Genomic DNA, 13,851 nt, shown 5'->3' with positions numbered 1-13,851 from the left:
TTGATTATTGTATTAATGTGCGGACAGCTTTGGTGGCTCCTCCACTTTTCACATCCATAGCCGTTTGAATCGCTTTTTTACCGTAATGTTTCGGTTTGGCGACGATTCCACCTCCTGAAATATTAAGGCCCTGGACCACAAAATTTGCCAAAGTGGGTGCCTTGATATAAAAAAAAGAGGTCATCAGTATCAACATGGACGAACTTAAGATCAGTCCCAGATCATAGGAACCGTATCGAAGCAAATGATCGACCAACTGGTCCACAAGGTTGACCATGAACATATCCACCACGTAGAGCATGGGCAGCCAAAGACAGATACTCATGAACTTTTGCAGCCATGCTTTCCAGAGTCCCGAAATAGCGGGAATGAAAGAAAGTCCGATATTGATAGGCCCGAAAATGATGAGGATGAAAAGATAAATGGTGGCCAATGCCTTGATGCCTATGAATATCAAGGTGGAGATAATATGTGCGAACGCAGTTATCGAACCGGCCAGTCCCGTAAGGGCGAACGACTGTAGCCCATCGATGTCCATGCTCAACAGGTTCCATTCCACAAGGTTGTTCGCAGCTACATCGATCTGCGCCAAAGCTATCTTTTGTCCGATGGTATCCCAACTTTTTTGGGTGCTAACAAACGATGAACCTAGATTATTGTAAAATTCAAAAATGGCGTGTGCGAATTCCGAATAGTTGAACAAAATGAACATTAAGGGAAACCATTTCAACGCCTTAATAACATCCGCTCGATCATTACCTGCAAAGTGTGTAAGGGCAAAAATGCCCAAACCGATTTTCGCCATTCCGAATCCGATGCTCAGCGTAGGCCCCAAACTGGCAAAAGCATCGCCGATGTATTGGTCGAATATGGAATTGACCGTTATCCGAAAGCCCGAACTTGATTGTAAGGCGTACATTAATTTGTTTTTATAAGTGAATGGACGGCTTTACGATGTTCGTTTTTTTGTAGAAGGGATGTGTTGACTTTGATGACATCGTCCAATAACCCGTTCATCTTTTCCAAAATCGATCTGAGCGCCGATAACCTGTCCGCTGATTCGATAATTTCACCGGTGGAGGCAATTTGTGAACCTTGGGAAACAAGGGAGGATACCTGTAAAACGGCATCCGCCAATGTCTTGGCAGCCCTCTTCTTTTCCACTTTTTCCAAGTTGGTAAAGGTTCGCAGGTTCTTCTGCGTACCCTTATAGGAGGCTATGATCTTATCCTTTAGTTCGTAGAGTTCATTCATTTCAGGACTTCCCATGACATAGCTGGCGGGCATTCTTTTCGCGCTCAGGTCTTGACTTAAGATTTTGGAGGAACTGGAATTGGCAGTAACGTTGCGTTCCATCTGTGCTAATAGCTTGCCCATGGTCGCGTTCAACGTTGCCAATTGCGAATTGAGCGTCGCCACATTTGAGTTGAGCAGTACCAATTGTGCGTTCGCCGCTACATCGGTCACCGGAATCTGCGCGGTTGCCAAACAAGGGAGTATCCCTATAAAACATATAGCAATAGCCATTTTTAGTCTTTGATTTTTCATTTTTTTGGTTTTAAGTGTTCTTACTATTTCCGTTCAGGGTTTTCAAATCCCTATCGGTTTGTTCCATCTCCAATTGTTTATATGCGATCGCGGTCCGTTCCCAATCATAACCGTGCTGTTCATGCAGCCTATTGATTTTTGCTTTTTCGTTCGGATTCGTTTCGAACAGGCATTTGGTCGGTAAGGATGTTTCCAGTCCAAAAACCTTGACTCGTTCCTTCCAACAAATGGCCATTTCCCTTAGTTTTCGGCCTATGGGCAGATCCTTGTTGACGGAAAGGTTCAGTTGCTTTTGTTTGGCGTTCAGGCCTAATATGTTCTGGATTTCATCAAAGGAGTTGGCGAATTCACCAAGGTCGAGCAGCACTTTGATATGACTGTTAACCACGATGGTCTTGCCGATAAATTTTGATTTTACGAAATCGTCGACCTTCTGCGATATGAATATGGGCTGTCCTCCATACTTTCTTGCCATTCTGGATATCGCATCGAAATAGTGGGCCATAATGGGGTTATCGAACAGGTTCCATGCCTCGTCCACGGCCAATATTTTATTGAGGGAAAGTTTCTTCGGATCCTTCAACTTTTTGTCGAACACATCGATCATCAAAAATGCCACAATGGGGAAAAGTTCTTCATTATTGACCAGATTTTCCAATTTGAAATAGACCAATCTTTCCTGGCTCAGTTGGGCTATTCTTTTATCCCTGCTATTCAAGAGATAGGCCCTCGGTCCGTCGTGAGCGTATTTGCTGAGCAACAATAAGAACAGATTGGGATCGAATATTTCATCTCGGATGCCCTTCGTTTGCATTAGGGCTTTCAAATTTTGATGTGTGTAGTCGTAGAATGTATTAAAAGAATCGTCGGAACTACCATTAGAAAACTGATGCTGATAATATCCCTGAACCAAGAATTCGATGATCGTACGGACTACCGCACTATCATGGGTATCCCCTGCTTCATTATCCTTACGGCCATATAGTAAATACACCAAAGCGATAAGTTGGGTCAGTTTATGTTCGGTCAGGGTTTTCTTGCCATCCTTAACGACAACATCTATAGGATCGAGTATAAAGGGATTGAAGGTAAACGGGTTTTGGTCGTCGTTCGCTATTGTGACCCCGTTCAGTTGATCCACTAGCTTGTCATATGAATTTCCGTTTTCAAGAATCAAAATTTCCGCACCTTCCCGATATTCAGAGTACAGATAGGCGTTTGTAAAGAAGGTCTTCCCTCCGCCCGATCCCGATGCGATGAGCATCCCCCGGTTAAAAATCCAGTTCTTTTTTTCCGGGTCGCGATAGAGACTGACCAGTAAAGGTTGTCCCGTGGCCCTATCGACCATACGCAGCCCGTGTGGACCGTGAAGCCTGTTTTTATAACCTCCTTCGAAATACCATAGACTGGAAGCCATTTCGGAGGAGAACGGACTGTACAGTTCCATACTCGTACCGATGCCGTTACCGAGAATGCCCCCGAAAAATAGATTTTTGCGATCCACGGAATTTTCCTTGGCATGGATGCCCAATTTTCCGAATGCGGATTTTACGGTGTTGCACATCGACCGAAAGGTCTTTTTGGAATCGGCCAACCCCAGTACGTTCAGGTGGTAATACACCAATTCCTTGTGGTCGTTCAGTATCGATTGTTGGAACTCGTAGATTTGGTCCCGATAGGTGCTGTTTTTGTCCCCTTTGCGATTGGTAGCGTATTTGTTCAGGCGTTTGGCCTTTGACCTTAGCCTGCCCATGGCCTTTTCCTTCTCCGGAATATAGATGTATTGGTTGATGATATGTTCGTGTGGGATCTTAAAGCCCAAAGAGAAAAGGTTCCCGATGGGGAAAAGGTTTTCACCGATGGTGTATTTTCCGAAGTACTCATGAAAGGCCATATCCTCTTTTGAAAATTGGTCCAAGTTTTCCAGCGTAAAGTACTGCCCCTGTTTGTCTCCAATGTGCAAGGTGTTCCCTGAGAAATCAACATCCCTGCCAGTACCCGTTTGGTAGCTTGCTTCCAGATAATTATCGTAGTACCCGGCCGATTCGAAAAGGTCTTCATACCCCAATATTTTCGAGCCTATCAAACCGGAATCGTTTATCAGGTCGTTTACGGCCCCGACACGGGCCTCAAAATCTGCCATGACCTCGGTGTTTAGATATTCTGCGGGTAACGGGTTTTTCCCATAGAAACCGCGTTCCTTTTTTAAAAAAGAATTGACACCTAGGGGTGTTCGGCCAATATAGCTCTTGGGTACCTTGTGTATCGCCAAAAAGGAACGGTGCCGTAAAAAAGGCCTATTCTTAAAGTAGAGTTCATCTTGCGTCTCGAAAAAATCGCGTTTCATGCGTAAAGGGTCAACGGCATAGGTTTCCCCGTAGAAAAGATCTTGTTTGTGCAACAGGCAATTTTCCCCCATTATTTCCAGAATGCCGGAGACTATCCGGTTCAGGTTCAAATAGTCTTTTCCATCCATAGTGTAGATTTCCGGAAGCTCCAATTCCAACGGAATACTGATACAACCTTTTTCTTTCGACACCAGAATAGGGGCCTCGTACCCATAAATGGGAAAAGCGTCCAATAGATTTACCGTTTTTTCCATAGCACGAGGAGTTTTTTGTTCACATGACCCTTGATGGCATCCGGGCCTTTCTTGTCCGCTCGGGATTTAATAAAACCGTTTTCACCGTATGCTTTGGAATAGAAGAGCATCAGCCCGATGTAAAGTGCCGCGGCACAAAAGGAAAGTATTAGACTGAGAAAAGTAGGTACGAACGTACTCAAGAACAGCCCCAACATCAGGGACAGAAACGTTCCCTTGAAGGCTTGGTCCACATATTTAGCGCGTAGCCCGAAGAAGAAGACATCCTTCTGAAGGGCCTTTGGGATTCTTACCAGCTTGTTTTCCATCGCTACCCGGCCAAGTTTTCCCCAATCTCGATAAGGCCATAGAAAATGACCAGCCCCAAAATAACATTGCCCACTTTACGTGCCATATCCTGATTCTGTTCCCTGATGATCAGAAAGGCAATGGCCGCGATTCCCAAGAGAACGCTAGCGGCAACCTTAATGATCCGAAAAATACTGTTGCCGATCTGGACCGTACCCTGTTCCGCTTGGTTGACCTGGTCGACAAGTTCGTCGATTTGGGCATAGCCAAGTTGATGGAAGGCAAGGGTAATAAGGAAAGTCAAGAAATAACTACACGGAATCGTCCACCTCCGTTTCCGGCGGCGGTTCGGAATTTTTGATAATCTTAAATTTTTCATGTTCTGGAATTAAGGATTCATTCTGAACATCCTTATCGGAAGCATTGAAAATATCCAACAGCTCTGAGCTGGTTTCGTTTTCATCGACACGGTTGAGTAATTGGTCCATATCTTTTTCCTTTAAAGATGTATTTTTTACAAATATAGAAGATTTTTGCACAAATGAATCATTTTCCTGAACTTTCTTTTCTTTTTTATTTCGTTTGAGTATGACAAAGACCACCATGTACCAAAGTAACCCTAAAGTACAGATGACCACGTAGACGATATGTTCCCATTGCCAATTCAAATCCTATCGATAATATCTTTTAATCTTATAATGCTTTTTTCATGATACAGTTCCAAGACCTTTCGCATAATGTCATTGCGGGACACCTTTTTGTTCAACTTATAATTATAGGCACTTGCCAGTTTTTCGTAATCTTCGAAACAGGTCTTGCTCAACCTGAAGATGTACTGTTCCTTCTTATCGGTGTACCGATCCTGCTCAAGAAACATTTCGAAATCCGCTACCTCTTTTCGTTCACTCTCATTTAAGTTAGACGTGGGAAAACTATCCTTAACCAAATGTTGCGGTCTGAAATTTTCCGAATCATTGCCGGTCAAATTATTCTTTTCCATGTTCGGGTCGCGCTCATCCCTGAGACCTTTAACTTCTTTTTGTGTATCCATATTGTCCAAAATCGCTGATTCGAGCAAATCTTTGACGTTTAACTTCTTTCCCATATTCAGTTTTTTGATATTTCAAGTACTTCTTCCATAAATCGCTTAAGCCCCCGTTCTCCGTTTTCTTTAGATAAGGGGATGGGAACGAGCGTATTCCGATATTTCTCCCTGTAAATGGTTCGCTCCATGACCACTTGTCGCATCATGGGCATTCCCGCGCCCGCCAGGGTATTCCGGACGGCGTTGAACTTATTGACCTTGACGAGTTCATAACGGTTGAAAAAAAGATTGACGGAACGTAGCACCCTATTGTCATTGCCCAGAAAGTTCTTCCGCAAAGTTTTATAGAATACCGCCGTACTATCGATTTCCAATTCGTCGAGAAAAAAGGGAATGAAAATGTGTTCAACATACAAGAGGCCCCTGACCATCTCTTCGTTCAGGTTTCCCGGAAAATCGATAATAACGAAATCCACGGCGCCATAATACTTTTTGATCAACGGTTCCAAGGTATGAACGGTCGCCCGTTCCACGGGAAAGATTTTTGTTTCGTTCGCACCGATTTGTGTCAAATCCCGTTTCCGCTTTTTGTAGACCGAATACTGCGGATTGTCCATATCGATCAATACCACCTTTTTACCGTACAAATGGAAAAGATTGGTGGCCAGGATAATGTTCAGGGTCGTTTTGCCACAACCGCCCTTTTCACCCGTACAGGAGATAATTTTAGTTTCCATAGGTATATTTTTAAAATTAGATGGTCATATGATTATAGTGTCATATGGCCATATGGTACTATGGGCATTCGATGCAATAGTGCTATGATGCTATAAGGCTATATAGCATTGTTGCTATACAGCTATAACGCATTGTATCTATATTGCTATATAGCAATGACCATTGCTTTGTAGGTATTCGAAGGAGGGGATTATACTGTTATAAGAAACTTAAAGCGAATCGACTTAAGGGCTGCGAAAAGATGCTATAATTCGGATTTAAAATCCTTTATGGCATCCGATACGCGCTCTTCCAATTCAAGGAATTTCTCTTGAAGGCCTTCTTGATAGACCATATTCTCCCCAAGCTTCCGCTTTTGTATAAATTCATTGTCGGGCAAAAGAATCCATATGGGATTGTACCCTAGGCTATAGAAATAGAGAATGATCTTTATCGAATTGACCATCGAAGATCCTCGCTCGACATTGGCCAAAGTGGCGCGGTCCATGTTCAGGTATTCGCTCAAATTGGTAATGGAGAACGCGCTGAACCGTTTGTCCTCGATATCGTCGAGTTCGACGAGTTCAAGTCGTATTTCCCTTAAGCGTTCCCCGATATATCCAAGGTCTTTAGAGTCTAGTGCAATTATCGATTCAATATCCATTATTCAAAATTTTCTATGGGATGAGAGGAAAATTTCTCCTCAAAAATGTTTTCTGATTCTTCTTCTAAGTCGGCCAAAATGCTCATTTCGGGGTCTTCCAATTCTTTTTCAAAGTTATCCATAAACTCGGCAACTTCCGTCTCCGAATTATTTAACGACTTTGCAATTTCACCATTTATTTTCTTTTCGTCAAATATGGCACTCTTTAGTTCTTTTCCGGTACTGCGCTTATACTCCTCTTTGACCAATTCGTCGACTTCGTTGATGATCTGATCAAATTTCGCCTGAGCTACCCGGTCCATTTCCGTTTGCACCAAAAACTCTTCTATAATGTGTCCGAACAGCTTTCCCCACTTAAGGGAACCGGCACCTTCGTTTAAAAGTTCTAAAATTGAACTCTTGTATTCGAAAAGGCGAAGTTCCTTGACCACGCTTTTAAAGATTCTGCGTTTGGTACCGTTGGTAAAGCTACTCTTGCCCACTTTGTCCAGATGCGCTCCGTAAAACTCGATGTAACCGATTTCTCTCGCGAAAAGTAGACTGGTTTTTTTCGGAAGTTCCAGTTCCCGGATAAGTTTCATTTCCGCATCGAAACGTTCCTTGTAATCCGCAGGTCTGAAATCGTTGACAATGGGTAGCTCATGTTTCATGGCCCGTTCTTTTCCTTCAATATCCGGAAGTAGCTGGCCATAACATTTTTTCTCTGGTATCTGATGCTCGAAAGTATCCGCCAAAATCCCGGCGAAATGACCCGTCGACATTGAAGCCACCTTACTTTTGGGCAAAAGTTCCATCATTTGTGTGCTCCAATTGGTACTCACATCGGAACTGCTCGTATTTTTTGAAATTCGTTCTTGATGTATTTTTCCAAAAAGTTCGCTCAATCGCCGTGCGGTCTCCCCTTTAGCCGCACCGCAAATAACATTGGCGCAGTTGGCGTAAATGACATCGGCCAATTCCCTGCCATAGTCCAAGATAAGCTGCCCTACGCTTTGTAGACCTAAGATAGTGGCAATCTTGTTTTCCCGACCGGTATCGATAATAGTCCGTAACAACATAATGAACAACGTTGGCACTTCGTCGATGATAAGGGCCATCGGGCGCTTGCCCGGTTTGTTGACCTGTTTTAGAATGGTGTTCATATACAGGCCCAAAGGAGCGGAGTAGACTTCCTTTCGCTCGGGATTGTTCTGAAGCGATACGATTTTAGGATATCTTGGTTCATTGACATCAAGACTAAAGTCATTGCCGGACATCACATAAAAAATTTCTTTGGTCGCCATACTGGAAAGACTTATCTGAACGGTACTGGTCTGACCCGATAATTGTTCCATGGCCTCTTTTTCGAGCGCGTCACGAAAGGGTACAAGTATTTGTCGCACTTCGACGTCCTTGGTCATGATTTCCATTAGTATATCGATTTTGACCGTTGTCAGTATGGTCAAATGGCCTGGGGTACAGATATAGTTTCCGGTCTCCTCGGATTTTTTCTTAAGATACCAGATACAGCCTCCGGTATAACTGATTGCACTTCGAGAAAAGTAGTCCTGCCTCTTGATCCATTCCGGGTTCAAGTTCTTCATAAGGGTCGCGGCGGTATCGATGGCATCGGATTGATTCGTTAGTCTGTAGGGATCCATAGGGTTGTTTTTATGGGTCATTCTCAGGTCGTCAAAGCAAATTCGGTACAATTTTGGAAAAGGCGTTTCAGAATTATCCCCCTGCTTTTTCTTGGCTTCTTGCAAGTATCCATTGGCTTTACGGGTCAAGGTGTCGAACTTGAAGTCGTAAATGACCATAGCGAATTTCTTATCGATGAACTGCGCCATGATTTCCTCGATTACCGAAAAAGACTTACCGCTGCCCGGGGTTCCGATAACGAGCAAAGATCGAAACAGATTGACAAAATTGATCCACCCTCTTCGTTGTTTCCCCTTGTGGGTATAAGCATACGGAATATTCACGGAGTGGGGCGTATCGATTCGCTCCTCGGTCTGCTTAAAAGTTTCGTTCGCATCATTGAACGGGTCTTTGACGGCCAGGTTCATGAAATCGAGAAACTGGAACAAACGCATACCATAGGTCATCAGGCCCATATAAGCGCAGGTCAGAAGCATCAAAGTAATATACATGTCGCTCAAGGAAGCTCCATAAGGAAGACCTGATATAAAAAGGATACTTAGGGAAATTATAAACCCTACAACACTTTTTGTGCGGTCGATATTTTCCTTCTTTATGGGCCGGTATATCATGATTCCGCCCATCAAAAGACCTAATAACAGCATACGGGCCATTATACCCTTGGTAGGTAACCCGGATCGAACGAAATACGCGTAGGTCTTATCCAATAAAGGTTGTTGACCATAGTGATAAACATACAGCGCATAATATTCCCGAAAGGCGATAATGACGAAGTAGAAAGCGGACAAGTACATTCCCATGTACCCCTTGTTTTTATCTTGCATATCCTTTCCGTTTGCGTTTCTTCTGTTGTTCTTCCATCTTGTTCGTTAGAGATGGGCTAGCTGACAACGGGACTTTTTTTTTACCGAAATCAGTTCATCGTTCCAATCTTTTTGGTTAGGAGATTTATCTATTTTAATAGTGCCCCTTGTAAAACATTCGGAAAGGATACCGATTGCCCTCTTCCAATAGTCCCTTGATGCTTTTGGAGACCGTTGTATTTTGTCAAGATCGAGTTCCCAAACCACCTTGTCCTTAAAGCAGATCGCCTTTTCAAAAACCAGCGCCAGCCCTTCCGGACCACTGGCGATCTGTTCATTGATAAAGTTCGCATCCCGCTCCATTTCGGCCAGAGGGCCGGAATGATAGTTCAGCTTAATTTGCATATTCGGTCGCTTCCAATCAAGTTCCATAAATACGCGGTCCGACCGTCGATTGATCCAACTCCTCACAACCATAAGGTCGTAGCGCATTCCTTCGATATCATGGTCAAATGCTAAATGAATCGGTAGATTAGTGGCCCCTCCAACCAAGGTATTCCATTGGAAAAACTGCTCCAACTTGCGATTATCGATATGGCCGGACATCGAAATGTAAAAGGCCTTTGGAAGACCATGTAGTTCATGATACGCCAATGCATCAAAGCCACTTTCTACACAAACCACCTTGTCCGCCTTGACCTCTGGATTTGAAACAAAAAGGTATTCATACCGCTCATTCAGGAATAATCGAAATTTCTTTATTTTACCGTCTTTTCTGTCCCGGTACGGTCGATTATATAAGGTGTAATTTTTGATATTGCCGTCCGTTCCATATTTCGGAAGGGCGACATTCGCAATACGGCCTCCGATATCATTGATATGAAAGGCACTGAAGATTCTGCCCTTGAATGCCTCGGAATGAAGCGTTGCCATACTGAGTTGGCGTCCCTCGGTTAAATAAATCGGTTTGGTCAAAGGATTGATGTTATAACGTTCCTCAAGGCTTTTGAAAGTCTTGACGATCTTTTGATGCGTGTGAGTATTTGCAGCCGGATAGGTTTCTTTAATAGCCCCTAATCCAGATTTTATGGCTTCATAGAAATTTCCGGAGCGCATATGTATGAACTTAAAAAAACGTCCCTTGTCCGAACCGTCGTTACGATTGAAATAAGTGACCGGATGCCTTTTGGTCTGTAATACGATACGCTCGTCATTCTTTTTGAATTCTTGCGAACCCGTACTTTTTTTTAAAAGGTCATAACCCTGTGCTGTCAAATAGCCGGAAAAGTCTATCTCCTCATTGATTTGGGCTATCAGCTGTTTATAGTGTAAAGGGTCTTCGGAATAGTTTATCATAATTGTTTGGTGGAGGAAGACATTATATCTCTCCGATGGACTACGGTATATCTCGGGTATATTAGGGTATATTAAGTTAGTTTGTGAAAAAAGGCCGTCCAGAAAGAACGGCCTTCGCTTTAACCAGCAGTTAATCCATCAGACTTTCATGCCTCGGCTGCGGGGCTTTTTTTTTTCGTCCTGATGTACCTCCATGGTTTTGGCTTTCGACAACTCGACATTTTTGGTAATGTAGGATTCCCTTCGTGGAGAATAGGACACCAGATAGGGCTTGACACCATGTTTCTTGCTCTTGATGACCATTTCGATTTCTTGGCCCTTGTTAAGTGCATCGGCCTGTTTCACGGTCAATTTCTCTCCATAGAAATACGTGTTGGTAGAAAGTGCGGATTTGGTTCGGATATCCTGTATCCTCGGTTCATAATAAGCCAGTTTTTGGAACACTTCTCCGTCGTTGGTTCTTCCTTGAAAAACTACGAACTCTTTTTGCTCCACCATACGCCGGAATTCGTCAGCGGTAAAACTATGGTTGTAAGCCGATGCCTTGTCCAAAGTAACCGCCTCGTTCCTTCGATACTGAACATCCAAGCGAGTACCCAAATTACGGTCGTATACCATTTGTACCATTTTCGCGCCCTCTTTGAGTTCCCCTTCCGAAATATAGGTGGATTCATGAAAATATTCTTTCCCCTCGGCCAAATTATCCCGCACGCTTTCTGGGAGCTTTGCGTAACTGATATATTGCCCCTCCAACTGTTCCTTGACATCGCCGTAAGCGAATTTTTGCTCTTTGGAGCCGATAGGTTCAAAATACTTGCTGTTGGTGGGCAGGTTGAACGACTGCCCGTCATTGGTCACAACGGACACCTTGCCGTCTTGCTTACCGGTTACTGTGGCCCGTTGCCACTTTTGGTTCACTTTTACGTAAACCTTTTCTGCTTGATTTTCCATTTTTCAAGTTTTAAATTAAGGATTAATAAACATTTGTTAACTTTACAATTCTAAGCATGAGATTTCCATTTTTCATGTTCAGAATTAAGGATAAAAGGGGGCGGGAGCGCCCCCTTTTTTTATACGGCCATTTTAAAGGCCTTTAATTTTTCGGTGCCGGTATAGGCCCCGTTTTCTTCATACTCTATTGCCCAATTGGCGTTTGTCGGTTTTACTATTTCTATGATCTTATGCATGTAATTACGATAATAGCTCCAAAGAAAATAGCGGAGCGCATTTACCTCATAGGGAATTCGGCAAGCTACCCACTCCTTCTCCTGGTTCAATACGATACTCTTTCTATCGAGTAGGGACTGGTCGGTAATTTTGTTGAATTTCAGGTATTCCTTCGTCAGACCACCGTTGTATTTCAGGATTTCATTGTGCAGTTTCGCCAAAGGTTTCTGTCCCTCGGGGTGGAATTTCACGGTAAGATGCTCCTTGTCGACCCTGACTAAAAAGTGGGAATCGTTGATAAAGGAGATCAGCATCAAATCCTGTATATAACCTTCGATTTTTGAGGAACCCGTAAAACTCAGCACCATCTTTTTCAATTTGGTACGTTTTAAGATTTGCAGGAGTATTTTAGAACTTCTATAGTTGATATCGGAAAGTGCCAGGAAAATCACATCTTCAAGTTCAAACCTGCGTTGAAATGCCAAGGCCTCCATTGGGTTTCGTAACACGACCAGATTTTTTATGGTCTTGGGCACCTTACTGAACCAAACCGATTCGGATATATCGCTTTCGGCGAGCAAGGATAGCTTGCCTCCCTTTTCCGTGACATACCCCGTAAGGTTGTTGGCGAGATTCCGATATGGAAAATATAATTGGCCCTTGGAATTTTCGAATATCCTATCCTCGAAGATTTGCAAGGATACAGACCGAGCTGATTGCGCGGTCAATGAGAACTCCGAATCGAAATCATTGAAATGATTGTAATCGAGCGCAACGGTCTCCAATGTACTTTTAGATGTATCGTTCAAAAAAAAGTCAGGTTTCTTATCTATGAAAGTATAGAACTCATCGACCCTTGACCAAAGCCCCAATTTGGTATTTGTATCGTTGCGTGAAATACGCTCCAATATAAAATCAAATGGAGTGAGCTTCTTTTCGGGAGCGTTCGGTCTATAGTACCGATAACCCAGATCGGTGCTGATAACTATGTAACTGGAACTATGGGTGCCATAGCTGATATACTTCCGCATTTTCCGCTTTTCGGCCAATCCAAAATGTTCCAATAGAAAAACCAAGTCAAGGGTTTCGTCAAATTTTCGCCACTTATTGTTCATGTGTGTAAAAATTACATATATTTGCAATTATTACAGCAAATATAATAAATTTGTTGAAATGTCAAAACTTTTGGTCGAAAATTTAGAAAAGAGAAACTATGGCCTGGTGGAAAAGTATTAGGAAAACGAGTGTCGGATGGATAAAGGGATACGCCTTAAAAGTGGGCGGTGTGACCAATTCAAACGATGTCGATTATTTTACCCCACAGAATGCCGCCTACTGGATTTTCGTCGGATTGTTCTTTCTCTGTTTTATGGCAAACCGCTTTTTTTACGGGGATGTTCAAGGACCGAAATACCTTGGTGCCTTGACGCAGCATCCCAAAATTTCTGAAAACGAGCCGCGGACCGATGACATAATATATCTGAAACTAAGCGAACTGTTCGTCCAGATGGAGAATTTCCAACAAATGGAACTAATAAAGCCTTTCCTTCCGTTGCTTCCAAAAATTTTGGATAGCGTTCCCTCGGCAGTTCCTTTGTTTCGGGAACATTACGTCCTTTCGAGTCCATATGGTAAACGCTACCATCCTGTACACCGGATTTCCAAAAAACATTTTGGTGTCGATTTGGCCGCGGCAAAAGGCACTCCGATTTATGCTACCGCTGCCGGAAGGGTCATACGTATCGAAAACAGCCCAAAAGGTCACGGCCTCCATATCGTGATTTCCCATTCCCATGGTTTCCAAACCCTTTACGGCCATATGGAATCGGTTTCGGTTACCGAAGGGGAGGCCATTGGCGCACACGATTTTATTGGAACCGTAGGTAGTACCGGTATTTCAACCGGTCCGCATCTTCACTACGAAATCATTAAGAACGGTAAGCGGATAGACCCAACAGGCTCATTCAATTTGAAGTATGAAGTATACCTGAAATTGAAGAACCTTTAAGCGATTAAAAGC

Annotated in this window: 14 protein-coding genes; 1 reads left to right on the top strand and 13 read right to left on the bottom strand. The window is 43.3% G+C overall.

Going from position 1 to position 13,851, the window contains the following annotated elements:
* Window positions 1–4 precede the first annotated feature (4 nt).
* The 13 genes from PP182_RS09130 to PP182_RS09070 all read right to left on the bottom strand — a co-directional run bounded on the left by PP182_RS09130 (window position 5) and on the right by PP182_RS09070 (window position 12,946).
* Window positions 5–919 (bottom strand): type IV secretion system protein, encoded by a 915-nt coding sequence (locus tag PP182_RS09130; RefSeq protein ID WP_272650951.1) that lies wholly within the window; start codon window positions 917–919, stop codon window positions 5–7.
* Window positions 919–1,548 carry a hypothetical protein gene (locus PP182_RS09125; protein WP_272650950.1) on the bottom strand — a complete coding sequence of 210 codons (630 nt, stop codon included), beginning with the start codon at window positions 1,546–1,548 and terminating at the stop codon, window positions 919–921. Before PP182_RS09125 ends, PP182_RS09130 begins: the two co-directional genes overlap by 1 nt.
* A 10-nt stretch (window positions 1,549–1,558) precedes the next feature.
* Window positions 1,559–4,150, bottom strand: a complete 2,592-nt coding sequence (locus PP182_RS09120; RefSeq protein ID WP_272650949.1) for a TraG family conjugative transposon ATPase — start codon at window positions 4,148–4,150, stop codon at window positions 1,559–1,561.
* On the bottom strand, window positions 4,135–4,458 hold the full coding sequence (locus PP182_RS09115) for a DUF4133 domain-containing protein (RefSeq protein WP_272650948.1): 324 nt from the start codon (window positions 4,456–4,458) through the stop codon (window positions 4,135–4,137). Before PP182_RS09115 ends, PP182_RS09120 begins: the two co-directional genes overlap by 16 nt.
* A 2-nt stretch (window positions 4,459–4,460) precedes the next feature.
* Entirely contained in the window at window positions 4,461–4,742 is a 282-nt protein-coding gene (locus PP182_RS09110; RefSeq protein WP_272650947.1) for a hypothetical protein, read from the bottom strand.
* A 7-nt stretch (window positions 4,743–4,749) separates the two neighbouring features.
* A complete protein-coding gene (locus tag PP182_RS09105; protein WP_272650946.1) occupies window positions 4,750–5,106 on the bottom strand; it encodes a hypothetical protein in 357 nt (118 codons plus the stop codon).
* Window positions 5,103–5,543, bottom strand: coding sequence for a hypothetical protein (locus tag PP182_RS09100; RefSeq protein WP_272650945.1), 441 nt, complete (start codon window positions 5,541–5,543; stop codon window positions 5,103–5,105). Before PP182_RS09100 ends, PP182_RS09105 begins: the two co-directional genes overlap by 4 nt.
* A 2-nt stretch (window positions 5,544–5,545) precedes the next feature.
* The gene (locus PP182_RS09095; RefSeq protein ID WP_272650944.1) at window positions 5,546–6,220 is read right to left on the bottom strand and encodes a ParA family protein; all 675 of its coding nucleotides are present in this window, start codon (window positions 6,218–6,220) and stop codon (window positions 5,546–5,548) included.
* A gap of 245 nt (window positions 6,221–6,465) precedes the next feature.
* Complete coding sequence (locus PP182_RS09090; protein ID WP_027066295.1) at window positions 6,466–6,864, bottom strand: hypothetical protein; 399 nt, start codon at window positions 6,862–6,864, stop codon at window positions 6,466–6,468.
* Entirely contained in the window at window positions 6,864–9,329 is a 2,466-nt protein-coding gene (locus PP182_RS09085) for a type IV secretory system conjugative DNA transfer family protein (protein WP_272650943.1), read from the bottom strand. Before PP182_RS09085 ends, PP182_RS09090 begins: the two co-directional genes overlap by 1 nt.
* Before the next feature lie 45 nt (window positions 9,330–9,374).
* The gene (locus tag PP182_RS09080) at window positions 9,375–10,664 is read right to left on the bottom strand and encodes a hypothetical protein (RefSeq protein ID WP_272650942.1); all 1,290 of its coding nucleotides are present in this window, start codon (window positions 10,662–10,664) and stop codon (window positions 9,375–9,377) included.
* A gap of 138 nt (window positions 10,665–10,802) precedes the next feature.
* Window positions 10,803–11,615: a hypothetical protein gene (locus PP182_RS09075; protein ID WP_272650941.1), complete on the bottom strand. Its 813-nt coding sequence runs from the start codon at window positions 11,613–11,615 to the stop codon at window positions 10,803–10,805.
* Window positions 11,616–11,734: 119 nt separating this feature from the next.
* Window positions 11,735–12,946: a hypothetical protein gene (locus tag PP182_RS09070; protein ID WP_272650940.1), complete on the bottom strand. Its 1,212-nt coding sequence runs from the start codon at window positions 12,944–12,946 to the stop codon at window positions 11,735–11,737.
* A gap of 98 nt (window positions 12,947–13,044) precedes the next feature.
* Here PP182_RS09070 and PP182_RS09065 point away from each other — a divergent pair, with 98 nt between their 5' ends.
* Window positions 13,045–13,839: a M23 family metallopeptidase gene (locus tag PP182_RS09065; RefSeq protein ID WP_272650939.1), complete on the top strand. Its 795-nt coding sequence runs from the start codon at window positions 13,045–13,047 to the stop codon at window positions 13,837–13,839.
* Window positions 13,840–13,851: the final 12 nt, after the last annotated feature.

It is taken from the genome of Maribacter sp. PR1, assembly GCF_028464145.1.
Classification (GTDB): Bacteria; Bacteroidota; Bacteroidia; order Flavobacteriales; family Flavobacteriaceae; genus Maribacter.
This window is presented reverse-complemented; position numbering and strand designations above follow the sequence as displayed.

Coding starts and splice junctions, on each gene's coding strand:
- PP182_RS09130 (WP_272650951.1), bottom strand. CDS start 919: ATGTACGCCTTACAATCAAGTTCGGGCTTTCGGATAACGGTCAATTCC.
- PP182_RS09125 (WP_272650950.1), bottom strand. CDS start 1,548: ATGAAAAATCAAAGACTAAAAATGGCTATTGCTATATGTTTTATAGGG.
- PP182_RS09120 (WP_272650949.1), bottom strand. CDS start 4,150: ATGGAAAAAACGGTAAATCTATTGGACGCTTTTCCCATTTATGGGTAC.
- PP182_RS09115 (WP_272650948.1), bottom strand. CDS start 4,458: ATGGAAAACAAGCTGGTAAGAATCCCAAAGGCCCTTCAGAAGGATGTC.
- PP182_RS09100 (WP_272650945.1), bottom strand. CDS start 5,543: ATGGGAAAGAAGTTAAACGTCAAAGATTTGCTCGAATCAGCGATTTTG.
- PP182_RS09095 (WP_272650944.1), bottom strand. CDS start 6,220: ATGGAAACTAAAATTATCTCCTGTACGGGTGAAAAGGGCGGTTGTGGC.
- PP182_RS09090 (WP_027066295.1), bottom strand. CDS start 6,864: ATGGATATTGAATCGATAATTGCACTAGACTCTAAAGACCTTGGATAT.
- PP182_RS09085 (WP_272650943.1), bottom strand. CDS start 9,329: ATGCAAGATAAAAACAAGGGGTACATGGGAATGTACTTGTCCGCTTTC.
- PP182_RS09080 (WP_272650942.1), bottom strand. CDS start 10,664: ATGATAAACTATTCCGAAGACCCTTTACACTATAAACAGCTGATAGCC.
- PP182_RS09075 (WP_272650941.1), bottom strand. CDS start 11,615: ATGGAAAATCAAGCAGAAAAGGTTTACGTAAAAGTGAACCAAAAGTGG.
- PP182_RS09070 (WP_272650940.1), bottom strand. CDS start 12,946: ATGAACAATAAGTGGCGAAAATTTGACGAAACCCTTGACTTGGTTTTT.
- PP182_RS09065 (WP_272650939.1), top strand. CDS start 13,045: ATGGCCTGGTGGAAAAGTATTAGGAAAACGAGTGTCGGATGGATAAAG.